Source organism: Metabacillus idriensis (genome assembly GCF_009674765.1).
In the GTDB taxonomy this organism is placed as follows: domain Bacteria; phylum Bacillota; class Bacilli; order Bacillales; family Bacillaceae; genus Bacillus_P; species Bacillus_P idriensis.
In genome coordinates, this window is record NZ_WKKF01000001.1 from 1040887 (window position 1) to 1065803 (window position 24917).

Below are 24917 nucleotides of genomic sequence, written 5' to 3' on the forward strand. Positions count from 1 at the left end.
GGGGGTTTCCCCTGACTTGTCTCATTATAGGGTTAGATCCCAGACGGTGCAATTGATACGTCTGGTGCAGTTTTGGGTTGTAGAAATCTAATCAGGCCTCGCCCGTGAGAAGCGAAGCCCGTCAGTCCGGAAAAGCCCCTACCGAATACCAAGTGTCTGAATCAGATTCTTAGGATCGTATGATATTTCAAAAAATAGCGGCTTGTTTTCATCTGTAAACAAAATAAGTCTCGGAGAATCCTCTTTGCTGTAGACAATCATACCTTCAGAGACGATCCCGTCATACCATTTGTTTTTTACTTTAAGTGACTCTGCAGGCTGAATTAAAATCAAATACCCTTTCTTAGGCAGGGGATTCACTTTTACGGTAATTCCCTTCATTGACTGAATCGCCATTTTCAGTTCATTTGTAAAATAAGCGGAAGAAGGAAGATCTTTCACTACGTCGCCTGTTTCAACGTCAATTACTTTGACGGCCTTTGTTTGTGCACTACCTTCATGAATAGGCAAATAAAGAAAAAGGATCAGGAGACAGATACTTATTTTTTTTAGCTTCATATTAAACACCTCACACTTACTTTCCCCAATTAGAATCAGTCAACATCTGGTATAAATTACAAGCATGAATTAGGAAGGGATAGAATCAGACCGTTGGTTGATGCTAACGAATAATTCATTCGTATGGGAGGCAGTAAGATGAAAAGATTTGTCATTGTTTTAACAGCCGCTTTTTTCCTTGCAGGGTGCCCAAAACAGCAGGATCAGTCTCAGCGCACATTCTTAATCCCGGAAGGTTATACAGGGTGGGTTACGGTTCATAACGATCCTTCTGCAGAGGAAAAGAAAGAGTACAAAGTGAATAAAGACGGAGAGACATCAGTAAACGAAAAAAATATCCACGATGGCTGGGCTGCCACAAACTATTTTTATGTGGATGAAAATGGGGAACGAAAAGAGCTTTCACCGGGAAAAATGATTCACGGGGCCTCAAGCGGAGATAAAACCGGCAAAGACGGAGAAGCTTACTTTTTTGTAGGAGATAAAAAAAAGTTTGAGACAACCGAATATGTGCCAGAAGATAAATAAATCTTCCTGAATTGTCTATTTGTAAGAAGGGAAGGGCTGCGTTAACAATTATGTGGAACTATTGCAAAAAGACAGCCGAATCTATTTGCAGAGTGAGCGGAAATTGGGAAGGGCTAATGCAAGACTCGGATGGATCTATTTCTTCTTTTAGGATCAAAAGTTTAGTATTTCGCAGTTGACGTAATCACATGCTATTATGTACGATATGAAGCATTGAGAGATAAAAGGAGCTGAGGATTTCGTGAAGGAGTCCTTTACAATAAAAAAGGTTTTAAATAATAATGTGCTTATTGCCGATCATGATACATATGAAGAGGTTGTTCTGATTGGAAAGGGCATAGGGTTCGGAAAGAAACGCGGAGACATGATGCAGGAGGATTCGTATGAGAAAATGTTCGTTCTCACGAATCAAAAAGAGCAGGAACAATTTAAAATGCTCCTTCCTTTTGTCGATGAAGACATGATCGAGGTTGTCAGTGATGTCATTCATTTTATTGCCGAGCGGGTGAAACTGCCATTAAATGAACATATTCATATTGCGCTGATTGATCATATTACATTTGCGATTAAAAGGCTTCAAAAAGGGATGGACATTAAAAATCCGTTTCTGATTGAAACAAAAACGCTTTATCCGAATGAATTTTTAATTGCGGAAGAAGTTATTGATATGATTAATGACAGGCTTAAGGTGAACTTGCCGGAAGGTGAAATAGGGTTTATTGCCCTTCATATTCACAGTGCGATCACGAATAAGCCGATAGCTGATGTCAATCAGTTTTCACAGCTGATTAATCAGCTGGTAGGTGTCATTGAAGATTCGATGAAGATAAAAGTAAATCATGACAGCGTCAATTATCTGCGGCTTGTCCGCCACTTAAGATACACGATTGAAAGGGTTCTTTCCGGTGAAACAGTTGAAGAACCAGAAAAATTCACTTTATTGTTGAAAAAAGAATATCCGCTATGCTACAATACATCTTGGAAAATGATAAAAGTGATGCAGCAATTTTTGAAAAAACCAGTCTATGAAGCTGAGGCTGTTTATCTTACATTGCATTTATACCGTTTAACAAACAAAACTTAATGAGAAAAGTACCTTACGTGTTACTGATACGATCAGGCATGAGTGAACAAGTACGTGTTGAAACCGGCAATTAGGGGGAATATACCCTTTGTGCACGGTCGTCCTTGTTGCACCATGCTTTTTTTGTTGTTCTTTTTAGGTGAGAAATGTAAACGCTTGTAATTTGCTTTCATGTTTTTTTTGCTTGCTGCTTACACAAACTATTTTTACAAGGAGGTCATACACATGTTTAAAAATTTATTTGGAGTACTCCAAAAAATTGGTAAAGCTCTTATGCTTCCAGTAGCGATTTTGCCTGCTGCAGGTATCCTGCTTGCATTCGGTAATGCCATGCAAAATCCGGAGCTTACATCAAAAGTGCCATTCTTAACAAATGAAATTGTACAGCTTATTGCAAAAGTAATGGAATCTTCAGGGGACATTGTTTTTGCAAATCTGCCGCTTCTATTTGCAGTCGGCGTAGCAATTGGCCTAGCCAATGGGGATGGAGTTGCAGGACTTGCAGCGATCATCGGATACTTAATTATGAATGCAACAATGAGTGCTGTATTGCTTCAAACGGGAAAAATTCCAAGCGATGCTGTCGAGCTTGCACAATTCTTCCAGCAGCTTCATCCTGAATATGCGAGAGTCCTCGGCATGCCGACCTTGCAGACCGGAGTCTTTGGCGGTATTATCGTTGGGGTTCTCGGAGCATACATGTATAATAAATTCTTTAAAATTGAATTGCCGCAATACTTAGGTTTCTTTGCAGGAAAGCGTTTCGTTCCAATTATGACAGCTGTTTCTGCTGTTGTCTTAGGTTTAATCATGCTGTTTGTCTGGCCGCCAGTACAAAGCGGATTAAACGCATTCTCAACAGGGCTGCTTGAATCCAATAAAACATTGGCAGCGTTCATTTTCGGTTTAATTGAACGTTCATTAATTCCTTTTGGTCTTCATCATATTTTCTACTCACCTTTCTGGTATGAGTTTGGAAACTACACAACTCAAGCAGGAGAAATCGTCCGCGGAGATCAGCGTATTTTCATGGCTCAAATTAAAGACGGCGCAGAATTAACTGCAGGTACATTTATGACAGGTAAATTCCCGTTCATGATGTTCGGTCTTCCTGCTGCTGCTCTCGCGATTTATCATGAAGCCAGACCTGAAAACAAAAAATTTGTTGCAGGCATCATGGGTTCAGCTGCTTTAACATCTTTCTTAACAGGGATTACAGAGCCGCTTGAATTCTCATTCTTATTCGTAGCACCAATTCTATTTGCCATCCATGCAGTGTTTGCAGGTCTTTCATTTATGACCATGCAATTGCTGAATGTCAAAATTGGGATGACGTTCTCAGGCGGGGTCATTGACTACTTCCTGTTCGGTATCCTTCCTAACAGAACAGACTGGTGGCTTGTTATTCCGGTAGGTTTAGTATTCTCATTGATTTATTACTTCGGATTCCGTTTTGCCATCCGCAAGTTCAATCTTAAAACACCTGGACGCGAAGATGCACAGGAAGAAGATGATAATAAAGTTTCTGAAAGTGCAGGAGATCTTCCATATAACATCCTTGAATCACTTGGCGGAAGCTCAAATATCAAACACCTTGACGCATGTATTACTCGCCTGCGTGTTACGGTTAATGATGTAAAAGCAGTTGATAAAAACCGTTTGAAACGTTTAGGAGCAGCAGGTGTTCTTGAAGTTGGAAACAACATTCAGGCTATCTACGGCCCTAAATCTGATAACTTAAAATCACAAATTCAAGACGTCATGTCAGGCAAAACGCCTCGCCCTGCGAAACCTGTTTCAGCTGAAAAAGAAGTGCAGGAGCAAGTCGAAGACGTTGTCGCTGAACCTATTAGAAACGAAGTTAGCGAATTTTCGTTCGTTTCTCCATTAACAGGTGACATTCACCCAATCACAGAAGTGCCTGATCAAGTGTTCTCAGGAAAAATGATGGGTGATGGAATTGCAATCACGCCTACAGACGGTACAATCGTTTCACCAGTTGACGGTAAAATCTTAAATGTTTTCCCTACTAAGCACGCAATCGGCCTTGAATCAGAAAGCGGAAACGAGATCTTGATTCATGTTGGAATTGATACTGTAAACCTTAAAGGGGAAGGCTTCGAAGCGTTTGTTAAAGAGGGTGACATTGTCACTAAAGGACAAAAACTGCTTCAAGTAGACTTGGATTTCGTAAAAGCAAATGCTCCATCGATCATGACGCCGATTGTCTTCACTAACTTAAACGAAGGCGAATCGATCGTGATTAAATCATCCGGCAGCGTTAAAGCAGGAGAAGAGCATATCATTTCTATAGAAAAATAAAAGGAATGAAGTCGCATCACTTGTCAATCATGTGATGCGGCTGTTATGATAAGGTATTGTGTACTAGCTTTATTTAAATATGAAGGAGATTGATTAATTATGGCAGAGAAAACATTTAAAGTAACAGCAGAATCAGGAATCCACGCACGTCCGGCTACAGTGCTTGTTCAAACAGCAAGCAAGTTTGATGCAGATGTGAACTTAGCATATAACGGCAAAACAGTTAACTTAAAATCAATCATGGGCGTTATGTCTTTAGGTATCGCTAAAGATTCAGAAATCACGATTTCTGCAGCTGGTTCAGACGAAAACGATGCAATCGCAGCTCTTGAAGAAACAATGAAAAAAGAAGGCTTAGGCGAATAATGCTCGAATTAAGAGGGATTGGAGCTTCAGCTGGGATCGCGATTGCAAAGGCTTACCGCTTAGAAGAACCAGATCTCACCGTATCAAAAAAAGAAGTGGCAGATAAAACTGCAGAAGTCCTTCGTTTTGATGAAGCCATCCAAAAATCAAAATCAGAGCTTGAAAAAATTAAAGAGCATGCATTCAGAGAATTAGGTGCAGACAAAGCTGAAATTTTTGAAGCTCATATCTTAGTTTTAAGCGATCCAGAACTGCTTAATCCGGTTAAAGATAAAATCAGCAGCGAAGCAGTCAACGCTGAATTTGCAATGAAAGAAACAGCTGATATGTTTGTAAGTATGTTCGAGTCTATGGACAACGAATATATGAAAGAACGTGCGGCTGATATCCGTGACGTAACAAAACGTGTGATTGGACATTTGCTTGGCGTTGAAATTCCAAACCCGAGCATGATTTCTGAAGAAGTGATCATCGTTGCAGAAGATTTAACACCTTCTGATACGGCTCAGCTGAATCGTCAGTATGTATTAGGTTTTACAACTGATATCGGCGGCAGAACATCACATTCAGCAATCATGGCGCGTTCAATGGAAATTCCTGCTGTAGTAGGAACGAAAACAGCTACATCCGACATCAAAAATGGCGACATCGTCATCGTTGATGGAATAGATGGAGATGTAATCGTCAATCCTTCTGAGGATGTTATTGCAGGTTTTGAAAAGAAAAAAGCTCAATACGAAGTGCAAAAAGCGGAGTGGGCGAAGCTTGTAAATGAAGAAACGGTAACGAAAGACGGACAGCATGTTGAGCTTGCAGCCAATATCGGCACGCCTGACGATGTTCGCGGCGTTCTTGAGAACGGCGGAGAAGCAGTTGGTCTTTACCGTACAGAATTCCTTTACATGGGCCGTGATCAGCTTCCGACAGAAGATGAGCAGTTCGAAGCATACAAAGCTGTGCTTGAGCGCATGGAAGGCAAGCCTGTTGTTGTCCGCACTCTTGACATTGGCGGAGACAAAGAGCTTCCTTACTTGAATCTTCCGAAAGAAATGAATCCATTCCTTGGTTTCCGTGCGATTCGTCTTTGCTTAGAAGAGCAGGAAATCTTCCGCACTCAATTGCGTGCATTGCTTCGTGCTAGCACATTCGGCAACTTGAAAATCATGTTCCCGATGATTGCGGTTGTGGACGAGTTCAGACAGGCTAAAGCGATTCTTTTAGAAGAAAAAGCGAAGCTTGTAAGTGAAGGCGCCCAAGTTTCAGAGAACATTGAAATTGGAATGATGGTTGAAATTCCTTCAACTGCCGTTCTTGCAGATCAATTTGCTAAAGATGTTGATTTCTTCAGCATCGGAACAAATGACCTCATTCAATACACAATGGCTGCTGACCGTATGAACGAACGCGTATCATACCTGTACCAGCCATATAATCCTGCTATTCTTCGTCTTGTGACGCTTGTTATTGAAGCAGCTCACAAAGAAGGCAAATGGGTAGGAATGTGCGGAGAAATGGCTGGCGATCCGCTTGCGATTCCAGTGCTTCTTGGTTTAGGACTTGATGAGTTCTCAATGAGTGCTACATCAATCCTCCCAGCACGTTCACTTATTAAAAACCTTTCAAAAGAAGAAGCAGCAAGCTTCAAAGAAGAAATTCTTTCTATGAGCACAACAGAAGAAGTAGTTGAGTTTGTAAAAACGAAATTCAATCTTTAAGTGAGAAAAGACCTGCATATGCAGGTCTTTTTTTATGGAACAAGGACTTTTTCCCCGCTGGCAAATATGGAATTAACAATATTTTCACATGTTTTACCCTTCTGTGATAAAATAGTCTCGAATGCAGAAAGAATGGGGAAGATTTTTTGGAACGGAAAGAAAATCAAGTTGTCCGGAAAAAGCTGCTGCTGCAGTCTATGTGGATTATCTTTATCCTGGACGCTCTATTTATTTTATTTATTGAGAAAAGTTTAAAATATTATCCAATCGTCTTTGTTTTTGCAGTAATTCTATTGTGCTATACACTCATCCTTAGATTCATAAAGAAGGATTCTTTTTTTGTTTGGAGCTCTCTTGCTCTTATTTACTGTTATTTATTTGTTTTAAATTACACGGATCCCTATATCGTCAATTTCATCTTCTTGCTGTTCCCAGTTATTTTCAGTGCTGTTTTTCAGAAAATGACCTACGTGGTTATAACAGGAGCCGTAACAATATGCACCCAGTTTTACTTTTTTCTAGGCAGCTACGAAATTATTTCGACCTCCTTCGAGAGAATTGATGTCATGTATTACGTTTTCTTTGCCATTATTATTGTCGTTATCCTTTGCTACTATATTAAGTTTATCAATTTTCTATGGGGGAAGGTTCAGCGGCAAAATGAGATAATCTCACAAAACCTAAGGACAACAGAAGCCAAATTCGACCTGATTTTTTCTCAAAGCCATGACGCCATTGCCATAATAGAGCCTGATTACACTGTCAGAGGAGTGAATCCGGCGTTCTTGAAGCTTTACGGCTGGAGTGAAACGGAAACTGTCGGGAGCAAATATCCCTATCCGTCCGGCGGCCAATCAGGAGTCTCTTCCCGAAGTGACAAGACAAAATCAGGCTCTGTAATAGAAGTGGAAGTAACAACAACTCCGCTGTACAGCCATGAAAATCAATTAATCGCTTATTGTGAAATGATTCGGGATGTGACCGAAAAAAAAGCGGAAGAGGTTGCGCTGTTTCAGCAGGAAAAGCTTAAAGTAGCAGGCGAGATGGCTGCTGGAGTTGCACATGAAATCAGAAATCCCCTTACCGTCATACAAGGTTTTCTTCAAATGATGGATGAAAAAAAGGAAATCATAGACCCGCATTATACGAAAATCATGCTGGAAGAGCTGAAGCGCATGAACAGTATAGTCAGCGAATTCCTGATTCTTTCAAAACCGCAGGCCGTTCATGAGAAAGAAATAAATATGAGAAAGCTGATCGATTCAATGATCCGTTTTTTCGCAACCGAAAGCGCCCTTAAAAATGTTGGTATTGAGTTCAGGTGCAATGGGGAACTCCCTTCCGTTGAAGGAGATGAAAATCAGCTGAAGCAGGTGTTGATCAATCTGCTGAAAAATGCGTTTGATGCCATGTCTGAAGGCGGAAAGATTGCTGTAGATGCTTATGCGGATCATGATGATGTTAAAATAACCATCACAGACCAAGGGCCAGGCATTCCAGCAGAAATGATCAGCGAGGTAACAAAACCTTTCTTTACCACAAAAGAAAAAGGGACAGGCTTAGGCCTTGTCATAACGGAAAAAATCATCCGCCAGCATAAGGGAAACTTAACAATCACTAGTCAACATGGAGAAGGAACCAGCGCACACATCACATTTCCTGCATCACATTCATTAAAAAGGTGAAACTAACATCATCAAACGCAAAGATAGGTGATGTATGATGGAAAAGAAAGATGTTAATGCAGGGGACAAGGTGTATGTCATCTACCGCAATCCGCATGCTGCAAATGTAGCCAATATTCAGGAAGCTGAAGTGGTCGATCATCCGACAGAGCCTGGGCAAAAAGCTTTGTTTATTCATGATTCCTACCATTTATTAGATGAAGAAGACGCAATATTTCCGTCCTACTCAGAGGCGGAAGTAATGTATAATAAGTTATTTGATTATGAGCAGTATGAGTAGTTAACCTCCGCAGCCACCCAGGCTGCGGAGGTTTTTGTTAATGATCGTGTTACGGGATATTTCTGGACAATATATCAGACTGATCTTTACTTTTCACGCTGGATCAAGGTTATGTGGAATCATAGACGGCCTTTGAGGACACTTTTCACGCTGGATCATGGTTTTGTGGAATCATAGAATGTCTTTGAGGACACTTTTCACGCTGAATCACGGTTTTTTTGGAATCATAAACGGCCTTTGAGGACACTTTTTACGCTGGATCATGGTTTTGTGGAATCATAGACGGCCTTAGAGGACACTTTTTACGCTGGATCATGGTTTTGTGGAATCATAGACGGCCTTTGAGGACACTTTTCACGCTGAATCATGGTTATGTGGAATTATAGAAGGTCTTTGAGGACACTTTTCACGCTGAATCACGGTTTTTTTGGAATCATAAACGGCCTTAGAGGACACTTTTTACGCTGAATCAAGGTTATGAGGAATCATAAAAAGCCTTAGAGGACACTTTTCAAACTGGATCATGCTTTTGTGGAATCATAGATGGTCTTTGAGGACACTTTTCACGCTGAATCATGGTTATGTGGAATCATAGACGGTCTTTGAGGACACTTTTCAAGCTGAATCATGGTTATGTGGAATCATAGATGGTCTTTGAGTGCTAAACAGTCGGTTCCGCATTTCGTGGTGTTCAGCTCCACCTTCTAGCCCCTCGGCCAGAACGGCTCCGCCAGTAAAGGCAAAAAGCGCCTTTTCTGTCGGATCCTTATCTGTCTGTCGGGTCTGAACAGTCGGTTCCGCATTTCGTGGTGTCTAGCTCCATCGCCCAACTCCTCGGCCAGAACGGATCAGCCAGCAAAGGCAAAAAGCGCCTTAACTGGCTGATCCTTATCTGTCTGTCGGAGCTAAACGGGCGATTCCGCTTTTCTGTATAGGAAATATTTAAAAAGAATACGAACCATTTCCGAAACAAACCTTAAGGATATACTGTTTTGAATAAAAGGAAGTGACTTCATGGTAAAACCATTTGTGCCGCAGCTTGTCTATATTGAGCCGAGGGCGCTTGAATATCCTCTTGGAGTGGAGCTGAAAGAAAAATTCGAAAAGATGGGTCTTGAAATTAGGGAAACGACTTCACATAACCAGGTGCGGAATATTCCCGGAAAAAATGACCTGCAGAAATATCGAAATGCAAAATCCACTCTGGTTGTAGGGGTGCGCAAAACGCTTAAATTTGATTCTTCCAAACCATCTGCTGAATATGCAATTCCTCTTGCAACAGGCTGTATGGGGCACTGTCATTACTGTTATCTGCAGACGACAATGGGCTCTAAACCTTATATCCGCACATACGTGAATACAGAAGAAATTTTTCAGCAGGCGCAGGAATATATGGAAGAACGGACCCCTCAGATCACCCGGTTTGAAGCTTCCTGTACGTCTGATATTGTTGGAATCGATCATTTGACTCATTCGTTAAAAAGAGCGATTGAATTTTTCGGGAATACGGATATGGGTCGCTTGCGTTTTGTTACAAAGTTTCATCATGTCGATCATTTGCTGGATGCCGATCATAAAGGTAAAACTCGTTTTCGTTTCAGCATCAATGCGGATTATGTCATAAAAAATTTTGAACCTGGCACTTCACCGCTTGATAAGCGTTTAGAAGCGGCCGTCAAAGTAGCAGGGGCAGGATACCCGCTCGGTTTTATCGTAGCGCCTATATATATTCATGAAGGATGGCGTGAAGGATATTACGAATTATTTTCAAAGCTTGATCAGCTTCTGCCTCCTGAAGCTCGTGATGACATTACATTCGAAATGATACAGCACCGTTTTACTAAACCTGCCAAGCGTGTTATTGAAAAAAACTATCCGAAATCCAAGCTTGAAATGAATGAAGATGACCGCCGCTACAAATGGGGAAGATACGGAATCGGCAAATACATTTATCAAAAGGATGAGGAAGCGGATCTAAGAGAAACACTGGAGACGTATATTGATGACTTCTTTCCAAATGCGAAGATTGAATACTTCACCTAAAAACAAGGGGATGCACCCCTTGTTTTTTCTATTTTCTGAATCCTTATTAAAGCAAAATACATTCAGTGCTGTTACTATAAAAATAAGTAAATATAAGGGGAGTGTTAGTGATGGAACTCGGATTAAAGGGAAAAGTGGCACTTGTTGCAGCATCAAGTCAAGGATTGGGACGGGCTATTGCTGAAGAACTTGCAAAAGAAGGCGCTCATGTCATGATTACAAGCAGAAACCCTGATAAGCTGCATAAGGTGAAAGAAGAACTTTCTGAAAAATATTCAGGCCTCGTTGAATATAAAGCATGCGATTTATCAAATGCAGATGAGATTAACCAGCTCGTCCAAGAAACGGTGAAGCGTTTTGGAACAATTGATTTGCTGGTGAACAATGCAGGCGGGCCGCCTTCAGGCCTTTTTGAACAAATGAGTGATGAGGACTGGCAAAAATCGTTTGAATTAAATCTTTTAAGCCATGTTCGCCTTATTCGGTCAGTGATTCCATATATGAGGGGCAAGGGCGGTAAAATTGTCAACATCGCCTCGTCCTCCGTAAAAGAACCAATACCCGGATTAATTTTATCGAATACCTTCAGGCTTGGAATTGTCGGTCTTACCAAAACCCTTGCATCAGAGCTTGCTCCCTATAAAATTTTGATCAATACAGCGGCACCAGGCAGAATTGCAACGGACAGAGTTGCTTCTTTAGATCAGGCAGCAGCAGACAGACAGGGCATCAGCGTCAGTGAGGTGGAAGAGGAAGCGAAGCGGAAAATTCCCTCAGGACGCTACGGAAAACCATCCGAATTTGCTGCGTATGTTCTTTTCCTGCTCTCAGATGCCAACAGCTATATGACAGGACAGACACATTTAATTGACGGAGGTATGGTGAAATCCGTTTAGGTACGTAAAATCTGTATATAAATAGCATGCCGGAAGTACACTAAACCAGAGAAATTAAAGCTAAGGGTGGCATAAATAATGGCGATAGTCTTCGCTGCGATCTTGGTCTGGTTTGCAATTCATTTGTATGTGTATTTTCCGAAAAAAATAAATCATTTAGAATCCGTCTTCGTTTTTATGATTTTGTCGATTGCAAATAACGTCTTTTGTTCCATCATCACTGTGAATTTGGGATGGGCATCGGCTTACGAAACACCTACTGCCATGACGGTCATTATTTTACAGAGAATTATCATTATTCCCTTTCTGTTTCTAATGGTCGTTCATATGAATTTTATGTTGAAAAGTACAGTCGCAAAACTTGTTCTGCTGCTCTTTTCTATAACTTTGATCATATCGATGGAGGAACTTTGTTCTTATTTCCGCGTAATGAACTATAAAGAAAATAGATGGCTGATTCCTGTTCTCCACTCTGCTCTGCTCTATTTTTCAGGGATTATAGGTCTTCGCTTATTCCGGCCGATCCTGAAAAAGGGGGTCACTATGAGATGAAGGATTTCATTAATGAACTCTATATTATCATGACATTAGCAGCAGGATTATTCTTAGCTGTTAAGCTTCCAAAAAAGTTTCCGGCTGCTGTTACGATTCTTATTTTCACATTCAGTGCCTTTATTGGACTGACGGCCGACCATATTTTAGCGATTCCGCCTTATGATATTTATGATGTAAATGATTCTCCAAAATTTGAGGTCTGGGATTTTATTTATTACAGCATGTATGGTTTTTTTGGCTATTTTTTTCTGTATCTCTACCAGCAGTGGAGAATCAGGGGCATCTTTACGATTGGCTATATCATTATCTGGTCGGTGTTTTCTGTTTTTTATGAATGGATTGCCGTATTAGTCGGTATTTTTGATTTCAGCAAAGGATATAAAATGCAATACTCCTTTCCGGTTTATCTCTTTATTCAAACGTTCTTTATCATTTTTTTTCATTTTGTCACCAAAGAATATGATAAGCTAAAAGAAAAGTCTTCCATCATTTAGATGGCTTTTTGATTGGAGAGGATCTAATGACTGAGAAAAAAGGTGTAATCGGTTTTATCGGGACTGGCGTAATGGGGAAAAGCATGGCAGGGCATCTGCTAAGCGACGGATATCCGGTGCTTGTCTATACAAGAACGAAAGAAAAAGCAGCTGAACTGATAGAAGCAGGTGCAGTGTGGAAAGAAACCATTGAAGAGCTTGCTTCACAATCGGACTATATCCTCACAATGGTTGGCTATCCATCTGATGTTGAAGAAATTTATTTAAGCGAAAAAGGCATTATGCGCTCTGCAAAAGAAGGTACATATGTCATTGATATGACTACCTCAAAGCCTAGTCTTGCAAAAGAAATATATGAACTTGCAAAGCAGCGCAAGATCCATGCCTTGGATGCACCTGTTTCAGGCGGGGATGTAGGGGCAAGAGAAGCAAGATTATCCATTATGGCTGGCGGAGATCATCAAGCGTTTGAAGCCTGCATGCCGATTTTTTCTGTGATTGGACAAAATATTGTCTATCAGGGTGAAGCAGGCAGCGGGCAGCATACGAAAATGTGCAATCAAATTGCGATTGCAGCAGGCATGATTGGTGTCAGTGAAGCGATAGCTTATGCGGAGCACGCCGGACTCGATCCTGAAAATGTCTTAAAAAGCATATCAGCAGGTGCAGCAGGCAGCTGGTCACTGAGCAACCTTGCTCCGAGAATGCTGAAAGGGGACTTTGAACCTGGCTTTTATGTAAAACATTTTCTAAAGGACATGGGCATTGCCATTGAAGAGGCGGAAACTATGAAAATGGATGCGCCTGGCTTAACCCTCGCTCATTCCCTATACACTGAGCTTCAGAAAAAAGGCGAAGGTGACAGCGGGACACAGGCTCTATATAAGCTATGGAAATCGTAATCAGAAAGCTGCCTTGCAAGAGTGAAGCACCGATGGATCTTTTGCTGGAGGCAGACCCTTCTGAACAAAACATAAACCAATACCTCAAAAAAGGATCTATTTATCTTGCGGAGCATGAGAAAAAAACAGCAGGAGTGCTGGTGCTGATGCAGATTGGGGATTCATCTATGGAAATAATGAATCTTGCGGTTAATGACCATTCTAGAGGAAAAGGGATAGCGAAAAAACTGATTGCTCATGCAAAGCATGAATGTGCAGGCCTAAATATCGGCACTCTTGTGATTGGAACCGGCAACTCCAGCTTAGATCAGCTTGCCCTCTATCAAAAATGTGGATTTCGCATGGAAAAAGTGATTGAAAATTACTTCATTGATCATTACGAGGAACCTATTTTTGAGAATGGAATCCAGTGCATGGATATGGTCAGGCTAAAAATGAACATAAGAAAAGCGGAAGCGCCGAAGATTTAGACGTAGACGCTAGACATCGAAGCGCAATAACACAAAAAAAGATAGCTAGAATTCTCTAGCTATCTCGTAATATGAAAATCTATTATTTACCAATGAACATTTGTGTCCAGTAGTTGCCTTCAGCTACATGGCCTACACCAATGTGAGTGAAGTCTCCGTTCATGATGTTTTTACGGTGGCCTTCAGAGTTCATCCATGCTTGTACAACTTCTTCTGGTGAAGCTTGTCCTTTAGCAATGTTTTCTCCAGCTGTAGTGTACTCAACGCCAAACTTCTTCATCATGTCAAATGGTGATCCGTAAGTTGGGCTGTTGTGGTCAAAATAATTCTTGCTTTGCATGTCTTTTGATTTTTCTTTAGCTACTTTGCTTAATTCTTCATCTAATTGAAGTGGTTTTAAGCCTTGTTTTTCACGCTCTGCGTTTGTTAATTCAACTACTTTTTTCTCGAATTCACTTACAGAAGCCTGAGTTTGCTCTTGCTTTGGAGCTGCTTCTTTAGAAGCTTCTGGCTGAGCTTTTTGAGCTGGTGCCGGTGCTGCTTCTTGTTTTGGAGCTTCAGCTTGCTCTTTTTGTGGTGCTTGTGCCGCAGCTTCGCCTTGCTGTGCTTTAAATTGGTTTAATTGCTGCTCAACCATTTTTTGAAGCTCAGGATTGTTGATGTTCTTTAATAGCTCTTGCTGTTGACCTTGATTTAAATTGCAGTTTTGACCGGCAATTTGGTAAGCTTTAACTTGCATATTTGATTGCTGTGGAGCTGCTGCATCTGCTGATGGGCCCCCAGCATTGAATGTGAAAATAGTGGCTGCTGCCGCTACTGAAAGTACGAAAGATTTCTTCATGAAAAAATTCCTCCTAAGAGTTTTTTTGGTGTGTTTCTTGCTACAACAACATCGTAACATACGTTTTTCGTAATATATCAGCCATTGCTTTCCATTGACAGAACACATTCTTTTAGTCTATGTAACTTACATTAAGTAAGCGTTATCAAACCATTATTATCACTAGTTTTATAGTATCAAGAAAAGAATGCTCCTCATTCTCTGCCGCCGAAAAATCTTCCTATTTATATCCAGTGGTACTAACTTTTTCATTGAATTGTTTCTTGACATAAATTTAAGTCCCTTTTTTATGTAACAAGTATTACACAAGTGTTACAATAGAGTTTGAAAAACGTTAAAATGATCTCATAACTTAAGGATCGATTTTGAAAGGGGAATAATTCGTTGACTGAGCCAGGTAATAGTCAAGCTGATCTGCGAAAATTGAAGAAAACACGCTTAATCCGGATCAATGTATTCTTTTTCTTTGTGTTTCTATTATTCGTAGCGCTAATCATTCGGCTGGGTGTTGTTCAAATTGTTCAGGGTGAGGAATTTTCAAAGGAAGTCAGCCGCACTGAGTCAAACTATGCAAGCTTTCCTGCACCGCGCGGAAAGATGTATGACCGGAACGGAAATGTTCTTGTTGAAAACATTGGTGTTGAGGCCATCACATATACAGTAGAAAAAACAACGAAAGCATCAGATAAAATTGAAACAGCAAAAGCACTTGCATCTCTCATTGAAATTCCAACCGAATTTTTAAAAGACAGAGATTTAAAAGACTATTGGGTTGCCGCAAACCCTGAAGAAGCAGCAAACCTTCTTAAAGAGAAGGAAAAAGAGAAGAAGGGGAGCGAAACGTATCAGCTTCAAATTGATCGTGTCCCTGAAACTGAGCTGAATAAACTAAAAGGCAATAAAAACGAACTTGAAGTAGTTGCCTTATATACACGTTTCTCGGCTGGCTATGCCTACGAGCCTCAGATTGTCACAGCTACAGGTCTGACTGATGGCGAAGAGCTGACAAAAGAAGAACTGACTCGTGTAGCAGAAAATCTTGAACTTCTCCCGGGAATCGATGTCATAACCGACTGGAAGCGTTCATATCCGAATGGAGACCTTTTAACGGGCGTTTTCGGAAGTGTTACGACTCCTAAGCAGGGAATTCTGGAAGCAAGAAAGTCATATTACACAGCTCGCGGCTATGCAAGAAATGAACGCGTGGGCCGAAGCAATCTTGAATATCAATATGAAGACTATCTGAATCCGCGAAAAGCGAAAGTGCAATATGTAACCGACAGCAGCGGCAAGGTCATTTCAGAAACGATGATTGATGAAGGCCGCCGCGGATATGACCTGAAACTGTCCTTTGATCTTGAACTTCAAAAGCAGCTGGATACAATTGTAGAAGAAGAGCTTAGAGTGGCTCGCGGGAAAACGGGAAATCATCTTGCAGACAGAGCATTTGCCGTGATGATGGATCCCAATACGGGTGACGTTCTTGCTATGTCAGGAAAGAAGTATGATTTTGAAGATGGAAAAATTAATGATTATATAATTGGGAACTTTACTACACAGTATGAAATTGGATCTACTATTAAAGGGGCTACAGTTTTAGCAGGGTATCAGCATGGCATTTCAAGAGGTACCGTTTATAACGATACACCTCTTATTCTAAAAGGTACGCCAATTAAAAAATCCGTTCGGAACATGGGACCTGTTAATGATATAACAGCACTTAAACGAAGTTCTAACGTCTATATGTTCCGTGTTGCAATGGAAATTGCAGGAGAAACCTATGTTCCTAAAGGACCATTTGATGCATCATCTAGCGATTATCAGCAAATGAGAAACTATTACAGTCAGTTTGGTCTTGGTGTAAAAACTGGAATTGATTTACCTAATGAAGCAATAGGTCAGCAAACTACAGCAGATAATCCTGGGAAACTGCTTGATATGGCCATCGGTCAGTTTGATACGTATACTCCACTCCAAATGGCTCAATATGTGTCAACTATTGCAAACGGAGGATACCGTGTAGAACCTAAAATTGTTAATAGCATTCATTCTCCTGTTGAAGAAGAAGGACTAGGTTCAATAGTAACGGAACACGAAACCCGTATTTTAAATCGTATTAACAATTCAGAAGAGGACATCCGCCAAGTTCAGCGGGGATTTGAAGCTGTTACGAAAACAGGGGGGACAGCAGCCGGTATATTCGGTAAATACGATGTTGCTGGTAAAACCGGAACATCTCAGACAAGTTATTATGCTGAGGAAAGCAAACGTGCATATTATGGGACGGACACTAATAACCTTGCATTTGTAGGATATTATCCCGCTTCAAAACCAGAAGTAGCTATTAGTGTTATTGTTCCATATACAGGTTTAAGAGCGGGCCATCCAGTAAACAAATACATCGCAAAACGAGCAATTGAAGCATACGCAAACCTCGAACCAAAAGATCCGAATGCTGAACCGGAACCACCTGCAGGAACCGCTGAAAACACGGAAGAATAATCAAGACTTGAGCTTTCCTTTATAGGGAAGCTTTTTTTTATTAAATGAGTAACGAATTATATAGTAGGAAAAAATAATCTCATCATCAGAAAAGAGGGATAATATGGGGTTCTACTCAATTGAAAATATCCAGCTCATGAAGAGGTTTCCCGAGCTTGCGCCTGATCTTTATCAATCGTATATTGCTTTCAGCAAAGCAGTTTTGAGCGAGGGCCATTTAACAAGAAAGGAAAAAGAAATCATTGCAGTTGCTGTGTCTCATGCAACTGAATGTCCTTATTGCATTGATTTCCATACAAAAAAAGCGAAAAAAGCAGGAGCATCACTCGAGGAATTATTTGAAGCTGTCATGACTGCAGCAGCAATTGAAGCAGGCGGCGCTTATGCTCACCGTACTCAGATGCATCGTGCTTACGACGGCAAGCTCGCAGAATCATTTTACAGCAGAGATGATTTAGCAAACATCAATACATTGCAGGATCTTTCTCCTGAAATACAGCAGACGGCAAGGGCATTTTTTTCAAAAGCTTCAGAGGAAGGAAAGCTTACCGCTAAGCTGAAGCAATTAATCGCGGTTGCTGTTGCGCATACTTCTGAATGTCCATATTGCATTGCGGCGCATACCGCTGAAGCTAAAAATGAAGGCTGTTCAAAGGAAGAACTGGCGGAAGCCGTTATGACTGCAGCCCTGCTCAGATCAGGGGGAGCTGTCACTCATGCTGTTAATATGCTTCAATCTTATGAGCAGAGCAGTGAAGAATAGCCGCACCATGAGTGGAAAACACTAAGGATAATCTTTGATGAGGAGTGAAATGAAATGTCAAAAACGAACAAAAACGATGCAAATCAAAAAAACAAAAAAGGGTTCGACTCAAGTAAAATCGACTCTGAATTCAGCGGGGAATTCGGCAGTGCAGCAGCCAACCTTGCCCATAAAGAGAAAGCAAAAAAAGAAAAAGCAGCCAAAAATTTTGGCGAATATAAAGAATAATACGAGGCCGGGGCATTCCCGGTTTCTTTTATTTTCATCCTTTAATGAAAAAAATTAACTTTTTCAGGAAATTAGAGAGGAATTTTGGATAAGAAAATCGAATTTTGTTAAGTAAAATCGAACGTTCTGTAGACGAAGACCATCCTCATTGAATGGCTGATCTGCATTTAATTCCTCGTCATTGCCGCATTACGCTCATTTTAGCCGGTCAATCCCAGCAGCAGGCACGTTTAATAAAATGTGAAAAGAACATAAAAAGGGGGGCAATGCATGAAGCAAGAGACAGAAACCGAATATCAAGTATTGCCGCAGGCTGAATTATTTGCAGTTATGAATGAAAATGGAAGATTTCAGTTTATGTCACTGAACTGTGAAGAGCATCTCGGTTTCACCAGTGCAGAATTTATAGGAACTTTCATGAAGGATTATGTCCATAAAGATGATTTATTTTTAGTTGAGAGTTATTTTTACAATGAACACCACCTCCATCCATGCACATTTCGTTTTTTAATGAAAAATGGAACGTTTATTTGGCTTGAAGCAACGGTTGATTTTATTAAAACGACTTCTGCGAAAAAGGAAAATCAAATCGTTCTTAAAATAAAATTGCTTAAATCCAGTGAACAGGAAAACAGGTCAAAACCTGTCCAATTGAATAATCCGCTTTTAACCGATGAAGCAAAAGAAATAAACCTATATGCAGAGGAACTGCTTAAGAGGATGCCCTGTCCTTTATTCATCTCGCAAAAAGGCCAGTTATGCTATGTGAATCAGGCTCTGATCGATTTGCTTGGGGGAACCTCAAAGGAAGATTTGCTTGGATTAGATGTGCTCGATATTATAGATCACGACTATCATGATATTGTGAAGAACCGCATTCAAAGAATGCAGAGGGGATCGTATGTAGGGCTTATTGAACAAACGTGGAGAAGACTTGATGGTACTCCGGTCGAAGTAGAAATCAAAGCAGCACCCACGCTATTTAACGGGCAGCCGGCAGAGCTGGTTGTTCTTATTGATATTTCATCCAGAAAAAAATTTCAGAAAATCCTGCAAAAAAGCCGGGAGAGGTATCAGCTTCTCATTCAAAACTCCATTGATACGATTGCCGTCATTCATCGGGAAAAATGGGTGTTTATCAATGAATCAGGCGTAAAGCTATTTGAAGCAGATGATTATCCAGATATGCTGGGAAAAAGCATCTTTTCCTCCCTGGACCCTGAATATCATGAGCAGGTCAAAGAAAAATTGCATAATATCGTCCATTTAAGAACGGATGTTGAAGTAACTAAACAATCATGGCATACATATAAAAACAGTACAATCTATACAGAAATGGTCTGCATCCCAACTACTTATTTCGGTGAACCTGCTGTACAGGTTATTTTAAGAGACATTTCAGACCGGAAAAAAGCAGAAGAGCTGATGCTCCGTTCTGAAAAATTGTCCGTGGCAGGTCAGCTTGCAGCTGGAATAGCCCATGAAATCCGGAATCCTCTGACAGCAATCAAAGGGTTTCTTCAGCTAATGCGTTCTGCAGGAAAAGGAGAAGAGACCTACTTTGACATTGTCTTCTCTGAATTAAACCGGATCGAACTCATCTTGAGTGAACTGCTTATGCTTGCAAAACCCCAGGAAAGAATTTTAAAGGAAACGAATTTATATACGCTGATTGGGGATGTTGCAACCCTGCTTGAAACACAGGCCATCATGAATAACGTCATGATTGTGCATCAGCACCAGCAAGATCAGATGTGGATCAATTGTGATCAGAATCAAATAAAACAGGTCTTTATCAATTTAATAAAAAATGCAATTGATTCCATGCCTAAAGGAGGAAAAGTGACATTGTCCTCCATTAAAGAAGGAGATTATATTCTTGTTCATGTAATAGACGAGGGTGAAGGCATTCCCCCGGAAGCCCTGAAAAAAATAGGTGAGCCATTTTATACAACCAAGGAAAAGGGAACAGGACTGGGTTTAATGATCACATATAAAATTATTGAAAACCATAAAGGCAGCATATCCATTGAGAGCGAGCTTGGACAGGGCACGGTCTTCACTTTAAAGCTGCCATCGGCTGAAACTGAAAAAAACTAGCCTGCGATGGACTTAGACCATTCACAGGCCAGTTTTATTTAGGGACAGGCATCTATTTTAACGATATCAAATACTTCTCCATTCTATCCAGAGCCTGCTCAAGCTGCTCATAGCTGCACGCGTAGGAAATCCGGATAAATCCTTCCCCAAACTTTGAAAATGCGGAACCGGGAACGACCGCAACTCCTCCATCTTTTGCCAAAGAATAAGCGAAATCGAACGAAGATATGTTAAATTGACTGATGCTTGGAAAGATATAAAAGGAACCATCGGGTTTAACGGTTGGAAGACCCATGCTTACTAATCTTTCATACACATAATTCATCCGTTTTTCGTACTCCTCATTCATTGGAACAGCATCATTGATTCCTGCAGTAAGTGCTTGAAATGCCGCTTTTTGAGAGATAGAAGAAGCACAGGATACATTGTACTGATGTACTTTTAAAAGATGCTTCGCAATTACAGCAGGAGCAAATAAAAGACCGATTCTAAACCCTGTCATACTGTGGGATTTGGATAATCCATTAATGACGATGGTCTGCTGAGGCAAGTATTTGGCAATCGATTTGTGTGTTCCGTTAAACACAAGCTCACTGTAGATTTCATCTGATAGAACAAAGATATCTCTGCCCCTGATAACATCTGCGATTTTCTTCAGCTCATCCTCGTGCAAAGTAACTCCCGTCGGATTAGAAGGATAGGGAAGGACAATGCAGCGTGTTTTTTCCGTTATTTTTTGTTTGATCAACTCAGCAGTTAACCGGAAATCATGTTCTGCTGTATCGATATGAACAGGCACTGCCCCGCAGAGGGAGATGATGGGTTCATAGCCTGGATAAACGGGGCCCGGAAGGATGACTTCACTGCCTTCTTCAAGGATGGCTCTAAAGGAAATATCAATAGCCTGGCTGGCACCTGTTGTGACGATAATTTCATTTTCAGGATCATAGACTAAGTCATATTTCACTTTGACGAATTCAGCGGCGGCTTTTCTGAGTTCAATATATCCTGCATTATGAGTATAGGTGGTGAAATTTTCATTTATTGCTGCAACAGCAGCTTCTTTTACATGAGCAGGAGTAAAAAAGTCAGGCTGTCCGATTGTCAGCGAGATTGTGTCTTCAAACTGCGAAACCATATTGAAAAACTGCCGTATTCCCGATATTTGAATGTTTTTCACGTTTTTATTTATGAGATGTTCCATTTTGTTCATCCTTTTTATGTAGTTATTGTTCCATCATACACAATTCTTCCGCCTATATCATCCTTTCTTTCTCTGTTTAGGAACATAGAATAGGGGGAATAGAAGAAGAATAAATTCAAAGCAAACAGAAAAGATGTGACATAATGATACGTACACTTGCCGTTCAATCATCTGGAGCAGTTACTTATGACCTGCCATTAAAAGAATTGAAAAATCCTGATGTCAAATGGTATTGGGTGGACTTTCAGGATCCAACAGCAGAAGAGATTAAGCTTTTAAGCAAATTTTTTAAATTTCACCCGCTTGCCATTGAAGACTGTGTCGAATTTGTTCAAAGACCAAAAATTGATACATATGATACATACCTATTTGTTGTCATGCATTCCATTCATCAAAAAACGTTAGAAGCTGAAGAACTGGATCTTTTTGTAGCCAAAAATTACGCAGTAACCTTTCATAAAAAATCAATTCGCGATTTGAATAATATATGGTTCAAACTTAAAAAAGACAATCTTCTTCAGGAAGGCGGGCCTTCGCTGTTAATGCACCAGCTGATGGACCAGCTTGTAGATGAATACTTCCCGCCCGTATACCAGCTTGAAGACCAATTAAACGAAATAGAGGAAAACACAAAAGACTTAACAATCAGTGAACTGATGGAAGGTGTTTTTGACATCCGGACAGATCTTTACAAATTGAGAAGAACGATTATTCCAATGCGGGATTTATTGTACCGGATGATCAGCTCAAATGGTTTAAAAGCTTACATTAAAGATGAAATTTACTTTCAGGACATTTATGACCATCTTCTAAAATTAGTTGAAATGATCGATGCAAACCGTGAACTTAGTGCGGATATACGCGACAGTTATCTTTCTATCAGCTCTGACAGAATGAACAGGGTTATGATGACACTGACTGTCATTTCGTCCATTTTCCTCCCGCTTACGTTTATTGCAGGGCTCTATGGCATGAATTTTCAATATATGCCGGAGCTGACCGGAAAATATAATTATTTTATTGTCGTTGCCATCATGGTATTTATTGCCGCCGGCATGATTTACTTCTTTGCCAAGATGGGCTGGTTCAGGTATCACAAAGGGACAAAACTTTAAAAATTCCGTCTTAAATCTCAGTGAGCATTCGAATTCTATCCTATAAGAATGAAAGCAACCGGAGTGATCCTATGCAAATTGATGAAACACTGCTGACAGATAAGGAAATTCAGATAGTGAAAAAATTGAAGGAGGAGATGTTCTTTGCCATATCCTACGAACATCTTGCCTTTTATAAAAATGAAATTATTGCCATAATGAATCAAGCCTCAAGAAGAAATTCATTTCTGATGAAACGAACGAAAGTTTAAAAGAACCAAGCTGCCTCTAAGGCGGTTTTTTTTTGAGAAAAATTCAGGCCATACATAGTATAATAAAGGAAAAGAATCAAAAGGCGGGATAAACGTGAAGAGAATAGCTGTAATCGGCCAATCTGGAGATATTCCCGAAGACATTCAATTAATAAGTGAAGAGGTTGGAGCAGAAATTGCGCAAAGAAATGCCGTGCTGCTCACTGGCGGCGGCAGCGGAGTGATGGAAGCTGCATCAAAAGGGGCAAAACAGGCCGGCGGACTCGTCATTGGCATTCTTGCAGGAGATGAAACCCATGTTGCAAATGATTATCTGGATGTTCCCATCACAACCGGCATGTCTTTTGATTACCGAAGCTTGATATTAATTCATTCATCAGACGCCATCATTATGATTCGGGGCGGAAACGGTACGCTTGGAGAACTGTCAGCCGCCTATATGAACAAAAAGCCGGTTGTCGTCATTGAAACATCAGGCGGATGGGCCACCAAAGTAAAAGAAGTCGCTTTCGAAGGTGCCTATCTTGACGAGAGAAGGACCGTCGAAATTCACTATGCAAACACAGCAAAAATGGCAGTAGACAGAGCGTTCCTGAGAATCGAACATCCTCTCGAAGAAGGAAAGAATACCGGAATCATTGGAGATTAAAAAATCAGACCTGAGGTGGTCTGATTTTTTTGCTTTTTACATTAAACGTGGTCCTGGTAAACGGAAAAAGTTCCCTAATTATTGAGATTGGAACTCAACTCGCAAAAAGGTCGTTTCAATTCGCAGAACTAGGCAGCCAATTCTCATAACCAGCCTCCCAACTCGCAAAAACATATTTCCTACTCGGGAGGAGCCGGAGCTAACCTGGCGATTCCGCTTTTCTGCATTGTCCAGCCCCATCCCCCAACTCCTCGGCCAGAACGGATCAGCAAGCATTGGCAAAAAGCGCCTTCACTGGATGATCCTTATCTGTCTGTCGGAGCTAAACGGGGGATTCCGCTTTTCGGGTTATCTGCAAGAAAATGAAGCAATTCGCTGTGTATCGATGCCGAAATAGTCCCATCTGAATTGGCGCGGTCTCCATCTGTATCCTGCTACAGATGTTCTGCCGACAAAGGTTGGGTAAAACCAAAAGCTTCTGCCGTTGTTAAGCCAGACGTACGTATACCGGAACAAACAGCCGCTGATGGCACCTGGATCAACAGCAAAAAGGGATGGTCCCTGCTGGGGGATTTGACTTGGCGGCGGTCCGGTTGGAGCCTGACCCTGTCCTCCTCCTCCAAATCCGGGCGGCGGTCCTGGCGGCATTCCGCCACCCGGTCCGAAACCTCCGGGACCAAATCCTCCCGGTCCGAATCCGCCTCCTGGTCCAAATCCTCCGCCTGGCGTTCCAATGAATATTTGACGATCATATGGATAATACATATTCACATTCCTCTCCTCATTAGCCTACACATACACCATATGCAGGAATGGAAGAGGGAGTGATAGTTGAATATTCTGCAGACAACATAAAATTGGCACCAAAAAAAAACACTACAATTGAAGGGAAAATATACGCACGCGTTGAGGACCAAAATCAATGATTATCCAGAAAAATGAATCAACCGCACTCTATAAGGACAAAATTTCAGGATTGAGTCAGTAAAGAGGAATCAACCGGACTCTATGAGGACAAAAATTCAGGATTGAGTGTGAAAAGAGGAATCAACCGTACTCTATTAGGACAAAAATTCAGGATCGAGTGAGAAAAGAGGAATCAACCGGACTCTATGAGGACAAAAATTCAGGATTGAGTGTGAAAAGAGGAATCAACCGTACTCTATGAGGACAAAAATTCAGGATCGAGTGTGAAAAGAGGAATCAACCGCACGCTATGAGGACACAATTTCAGGATTGAGTGAGAAAAGAGGAATCAACCGGACGCTTTGAGGACAAAATCTTAGAATTGAGTGAGAAAAGAGGAATCAACCGCACTCTATGACCATTCAAATCCAGGATTTTATCAGAAAAGGGTACTCATACG

At 40.9% G+C, this 24917-nt stretch carries 24 protein-coding genes; 20 read left to right on the forward strand and 4 right to left on the reverse strand.

Annotated elements, in window-relative coordinates; translation table 11 throughout:
- Positions 1-138: 138 nt before the first annotated feature.
- Positions 139-558, reverse strand: a complete 420-nt coding sequence (locus tag GJU41_RS05105; protein WP_070876752.1) for a hypothetical protein — start codon at positions 556-558, stop codon at positions 139-141.
- A gap of 138 nt (positions 559-696) precedes the next feature.
- Between GJU41_RS05105 and GJU41_RS05110 the strand changes: the two genes are divergently transcribed.
- From GJU41_RS05110 to GJU41_RS05170, 13 genes are all read left to right on the forward strand, one after another.
- Positions 697-1086 carry a DUF6843 domain-containing protein gene (locus tag GJU41_RS05110; protein WP_070876751.1) on the forward strand — a complete coding sequence of 130 codons (390 nt, stop codon included), beginning with the start codon at positions 697-699 and terminating at the stop codon, positions 1084-1086.
- Positions 1087-1327: 241 nt separating this feature from the next.
- The gene (gene glcT, locus GJU41_RS05115) at positions 1328-2170 is read left to right on the forward strand and encodes a glucose PTS transporter transcription antiterminator GlcT (protein WP_070876750.1); all 843 of its coding nucleotides are present in this window, start codon (positions 1328-1330) and stop codon (positions 2168-2170) included.
- A 225-nt stretch (positions 2171-2395) separates the two neighbouring features.
- Positions 2396-4492 carry a glucose-specific PTS transporter subunit IIBC gene (gene ptsG, locus GJU41_RS05120; protein WP_070876749.1) on the forward strand — a complete coding sequence of 699 codons (2097 nt, stop codon included), beginning with the start codon at positions 2396-2398 and terminating at the stop codon, positions 4490-4492.
- 99 nt (positions 4493-4591) lie between these two features.
- Positions 4592-4858: a phosphocarrier protein HPr gene (locus GJU41_RS05125; protein WP_029281636.1), complete on the forward strand. Its 267-nt coding sequence runs from the start codon at positions 4592-4594 to the stop codon at positions 4856-4858.
- Positions 4858-6573, forward strand: coding sequence for a phosphoenolpyruvate--protein phosphotransferase (ptsP, locus tag GJU41_RS05130; protein WP_070876748.1), 1716 nt, complete (start codon positions 4858-4860; stop codon positions 6571-6573). Before GJU41_RS05125 ends, ptsP begins: the two co-directional genes overlap by 1 nt.
- 146 nt (positions 6574-6719) lie before the next feature.
- On the forward strand, positions 6720-8258 hold the full coding sequence (locus GJU41_RS05135; RefSeq protein ID WP_070876747.1) for an ATP-binding protein: 1539 nt from the start codon (positions 6720-6722) through the stop codon (positions 8256-8258).
- Between the two features lie 37 nt (positions 8259-8295).
- Positions 8296-8538 carry a transcriptional regulator SplA domain-containing protein gene (locus GJU41_RS05140; protein ID WP_070876746.1) on the forward strand — a complete coding sequence of 81 codons (243 nt, stop codon included), beginning with the start codon at positions 8296-8298 and terminating at the stop codon, positions 8536-8538.
- Between the two features lie 1014 nt (positions 8539-9552).
- Positions 9553-10581, forward strand: a complete 1029-nt coding sequence (gene splB / locus GJU41_RS05145) for a spore photoproduct lyase (protein ID WP_070877125.1) — start codon at positions 9553-9555, stop codon at positions 10579-10581.
- A 110-nt stretch (positions 10582-10691) separates the two neighbouring features.
- Entirely contained in the window at positions 10692-11477 is a 786-nt protein-coding gene (locus GJU41_RS05150) for an SDR family oxidoreductase (RefSeq protein ID WP_070877124.1), read from the forward strand.
- A gap of 78 nt (positions 11478-11555) precedes the next feature.
- Positions 11556-12029: a hypothetical protein gene (locus GJU41_RS05155; protein ID WP_070877123.1), complete on the forward strand. Its 474-nt coding sequence runs from the start codon at positions 11556-11558 to the stop codon at positions 12027-12029.
- The gene (locus GJU41_RS05160) at positions 12026-12526 is read left to right on the forward strand and encodes a hypothetical protein (RefSeq protein WP_070877122.1); all 501 of its coding nucleotides are present in this window, start codon (positions 12026-12028) and stop codon (positions 12524-12526) included. The genes GJU41_RS05155 and GJU41_RS05160 overlap by 4 nt, the downstream gene beginning before the upstream one ends.
- Positions 12527-12552: 26 nt before the next feature.
- The gene (locus GJU41_RS05165) at positions 12553-13428 is read left to right on the forward strand and encodes an NAD(P)-dependent oxidoreductase (RefSeq protein ID WP_070877121.1); all 876 of its coding nucleotides are present in this window, start codon (positions 12553-12555) and stop codon (positions 13426-13428) included.
- Complete coding sequence (locus GJU41_RS05170) at positions 13416-13898, forward strand: GNAT family N-acetyltransferase (RefSeq protein ID WP_070877120.1); 483 nt, start codon at positions 13416-13418, stop codon at positions 13896-13898. Before GJU41_RS05165 ends, GJU41_RS05170 begins: the two co-directional genes overlap by 13 nt.
- Positions 13899-13980: 82 nt before the next feature.
- Here GJU41_RS05170 and GJU41_RS05175 read toward each other — a convergent pair whose 3' ends face one another.
- Complete coding sequence (locus GJU41_RS05175; RefSeq protein WP_070877119.1) at positions 13981-14739, reverse strand: CAP domain-containing protein; 759 nt, start codon at positions 14737-14739, stop codon at positions 13981-13983.
- Positions 14740-15123: 384 nt separating this feature from the next.
- Between GJU41_RS05175 and GJU41_RS05180 the strand changes: the two genes are divergently transcribed.
- The 4 genes from GJU41_RS05180 (at position 15124) to GJU41_RS05190 (ending at position 20332) form a co-directional block, all read left to right on the forward strand.
- Positions 15124-17241 carry a peptidoglycan D,D-transpeptidase FtsI family protein gene (locus tag GJU41_RS05180; RefSeq protein WP_070877118.1) on the forward strand — a complete coding sequence of 706 codons (2118 nt, stop codon included), beginning with the start codon at positions 15124-15126 and terminating at the stop codon, positions 17239-17241.
- A gap of 103 nt (positions 17242-17344) precedes the next feature.
- Positions 17345-18004 carry a carboxymuconolactone decarboxylase family protein gene (locus GJU41_RS05185; RefSeq protein WP_070877117.1) on the forward strand — a complete coding sequence of 220 codons (660 nt, stop codon included), beginning with the start codon at positions 17345-17347 and terminating at the stop codon, positions 18002-18004.
- Between the two features lie 54 nt (positions 18005-18058).
- Positions 18059-18232 (forward strand): hypothetical protein, encoded by a 174-nt coding sequence (locus GJU41_RS24615; RefSeq protein WP_165970935.1) that lies wholly within the window; start codon positions 18059-18061, stop codon positions 18230-18232.
- A 270-nt stretch (positions 18233-18502) separates the two neighbouring features.
- A complete protein-coding gene (locus GJU41_RS05190) occupies positions 18503-20332 on the forward strand; it encodes a PAS domain S-box protein (RefSeq protein ID WP_070877116.1) in 1830 nt (609 codons plus the stop codon).
- Positions 20333-20384: 52 nt separating this feature from the next.
- Here the strand turns inward: GJU41_RS05190 and GJU41_RS05195 are convergent, their stop codons facing one another.
- A complete protein-coding gene (locus GJU41_RS05195; protein ID WP_070877115.1) occupies positions 20385-21536 on the reverse strand; it encodes an aminotransferase A in 1152 nt (383 codons plus the stop codon).
- 143 nt (positions 21537-21679) lie between these two features.
- Between GJU41_RS05195 and corA the strand changes: the two genes are divergently transcribed.
- The 3 genes from corA (at position 21680) to GJU41_RS05210 (ending at position 23551) form a co-directional block, all read left to right on the forward strand.
- Positions 21680-22651: a magnesium/cobalt transporter CorA gene (corA, locus tag GJU41_RS05200; protein WP_070877114.1), complete on the forward strand. Its 972-nt coding sequence runs from the start codon at positions 21680-21682 to the stop codon at positions 22649-22651.
- 71 nt (positions 22652-22722) lie between these two features.
- Positions 22723-22902, forward strand: a complete 180-nt coding sequence (locus GJU41_RS05205) for a hypothetical protein (RefSeq protein WP_070877113.1) — start codon at positions 22723-22725, stop codon at positions 22900-22902.
- 94 nt (positions 22903-22996) lie between these two features.
- On the forward strand, positions 22997-23551 hold the full coding sequence (locus GJU41_RS05210) for a TIGR00725 family protein (protein ID WP_070877112.1): 555 nt from the start codon (positions 22997-22999) through the stop codon (positions 23549-23551).
- Positions 23552-23899: 348 nt separating this feature from the next.
- Here GJU41_RS05210 and GJU41_RS05215 read toward each other — a convergent pair whose 3' ends face one another.
- Positions 23900-24316, reverse strand: coding sequence for a transporter (locus GJU41_RS05215; RefSeq protein WP_070877111.1), 417 nt, complete (start codon positions 24314-24316; stop codon positions 23900-23902).
- Positions 24317-24917 lie beyond the last annotated feature (601 nt).

What these genes read in the sequence shown, in the direction of transcription:
- GJU41_RS05105 (WP_070876752.1), bottom strand. Translation starts at nt 558, where the DNA reads ATGAAGCTAAAAAAAATAAGTATCTGTCTCCTGATCCTTTTTCTTTAT.
- GJU41_RS05110 (WP_070876751.1), top strand. Translation starts at nt 697, where the DNA reads ATGAAAAGATTTGTCATTGTTTTAACAGCCGCTTTTTTCCTTGCAGGG.
- ptsG (WP_070876749.1), top strand. Translation starts at nt 2,396, where the DNA reads ATGTTTAAAAATTTATTTGGAGTACTCCAAAAAATTGGTAAAGCTCTT.
- GJU41_RS05125 (WP_029281636.1), top strand. Translation starts at nt 4,592, where the DNA reads ATGGCAGAGAAAACATTTAAAGTAACAGCAGAATCAGGAATCCACGCA.
- ptsP (WP_070876748.1), top strand. Translation starts at nt 4,858, where the DNA reads ATGCTCGAATTAAGAGGGATTGGAGCTTCAGCTGGGATCGCGATTGCA.
- GJU41_RS05140 (WP_070876746.1), top strand. Translation starts at nt 8,296, where the DNA reads ATGGAAAAGAAAGATGTTAATGCAGGGGACAAGGTGTATGTCATCTAC.
- splB (WP_070877125.1), top strand. Translation starts at nt 9,553, where the DNA reads ATGGTAAAACCATTTGTGCCGCAGCTTGTCTATATTGAGCCGAGGGCG.
- GJU41_RS05150 (WP_070877124.1), top strand. Translation starts at nt 10,692, where the DNA reads ATGGAACTCGGATTAAAGGGAAAAGTGGCACTTGTTGCAGCATCAAGT.
- GJU41_RS05155 (WP_070877123.1), top strand. Translation starts at nt 11,556, where the DNA reads ATGGCGATAGTCTTCGCTGCGATCTTGGTCTGGTTTGCAATTCATTTG.
- GJU41_RS05160 (WP_070877122.1), top strand. Translation starts at nt 12,026, where the DNA reads ATGAAGGATTTCATTAATGAACTCTATATTATCATGACATTAGCAGCA.
- GJU41_RS05165 (WP_070877121.1), top strand. Translation starts at nt 12,553, where the DNA reads ATGACTGAGAAAAAAGGTGTAATCGGTTTTATCGGGACTGGCGTAATG.
- GJU41_RS05170 (WP_070877120.1), top strand. Translation starts at nt 13,416, where the DNA reads ATGGAAATCGTAATCAGAAAGCTGCCTTGCAAGAGTGAAGCACCGATG.
- GJU41_RS05175 (WP_070877119.1), bottom strand. Translation starts at nt 14,739, where the DNA reads ATGAAGAAATCTTTCGTACTTTCAGTAGCGGCAGCAGCCACTATTTTC.
- GJU41_RS05185 (WP_070877117.1), top strand. Translation starts at nt 17,345, where the DNA reads ATGGGGTTCTACTCAATTGAAAATATCCAGCTCATGAAGAGGTTTCCC.
- GJU41_RS24615 (WP_165970935.1), top strand. Translation starts at nt 18,059, where the DNA reads ATGTCAAAAACGAACAAAAACGATGCAAATCAAAAAAACAAAAAAGGG.
- GJU41_RS05190 (WP_070877116.1), top strand. Translation starts at nt 18,503, where the DNA reads ATGAAGCAAGAGACAGAAACCGAATATCAAGTATTGCCGCAGGCTGAA.
- GJU41_RS05195 (WP_070877115.1), bottom strand. Translation starts at nt 21,536, where the DNA reads ATGGAACATCTCATAAATAAAAACGTGAAAAACATTCAAATATCGGGA.
- corA (WP_070877114.1), top strand. Translation starts at nt 21,680, where the DNA reads ATGATACGTACACTTGCCGTTCAATCATCTGGAGCAGTTACTTATGAC.
- GJU41_RS05205 (WP_070877113.1), top strand. Translation starts at nt 22,723, where the DNA reads ATGCAAATTGATGAAACACTGCTGACAGATAAGGAAATTCAGATAGTG.
- GJU41_RS05215 (WP_070877111.1), bottom strand. Translation starts at nt 24,316, where the DNA reads ATGTATTATCCATATGATCGTCAAATATTCATTGGAACGCCAGGCGGA.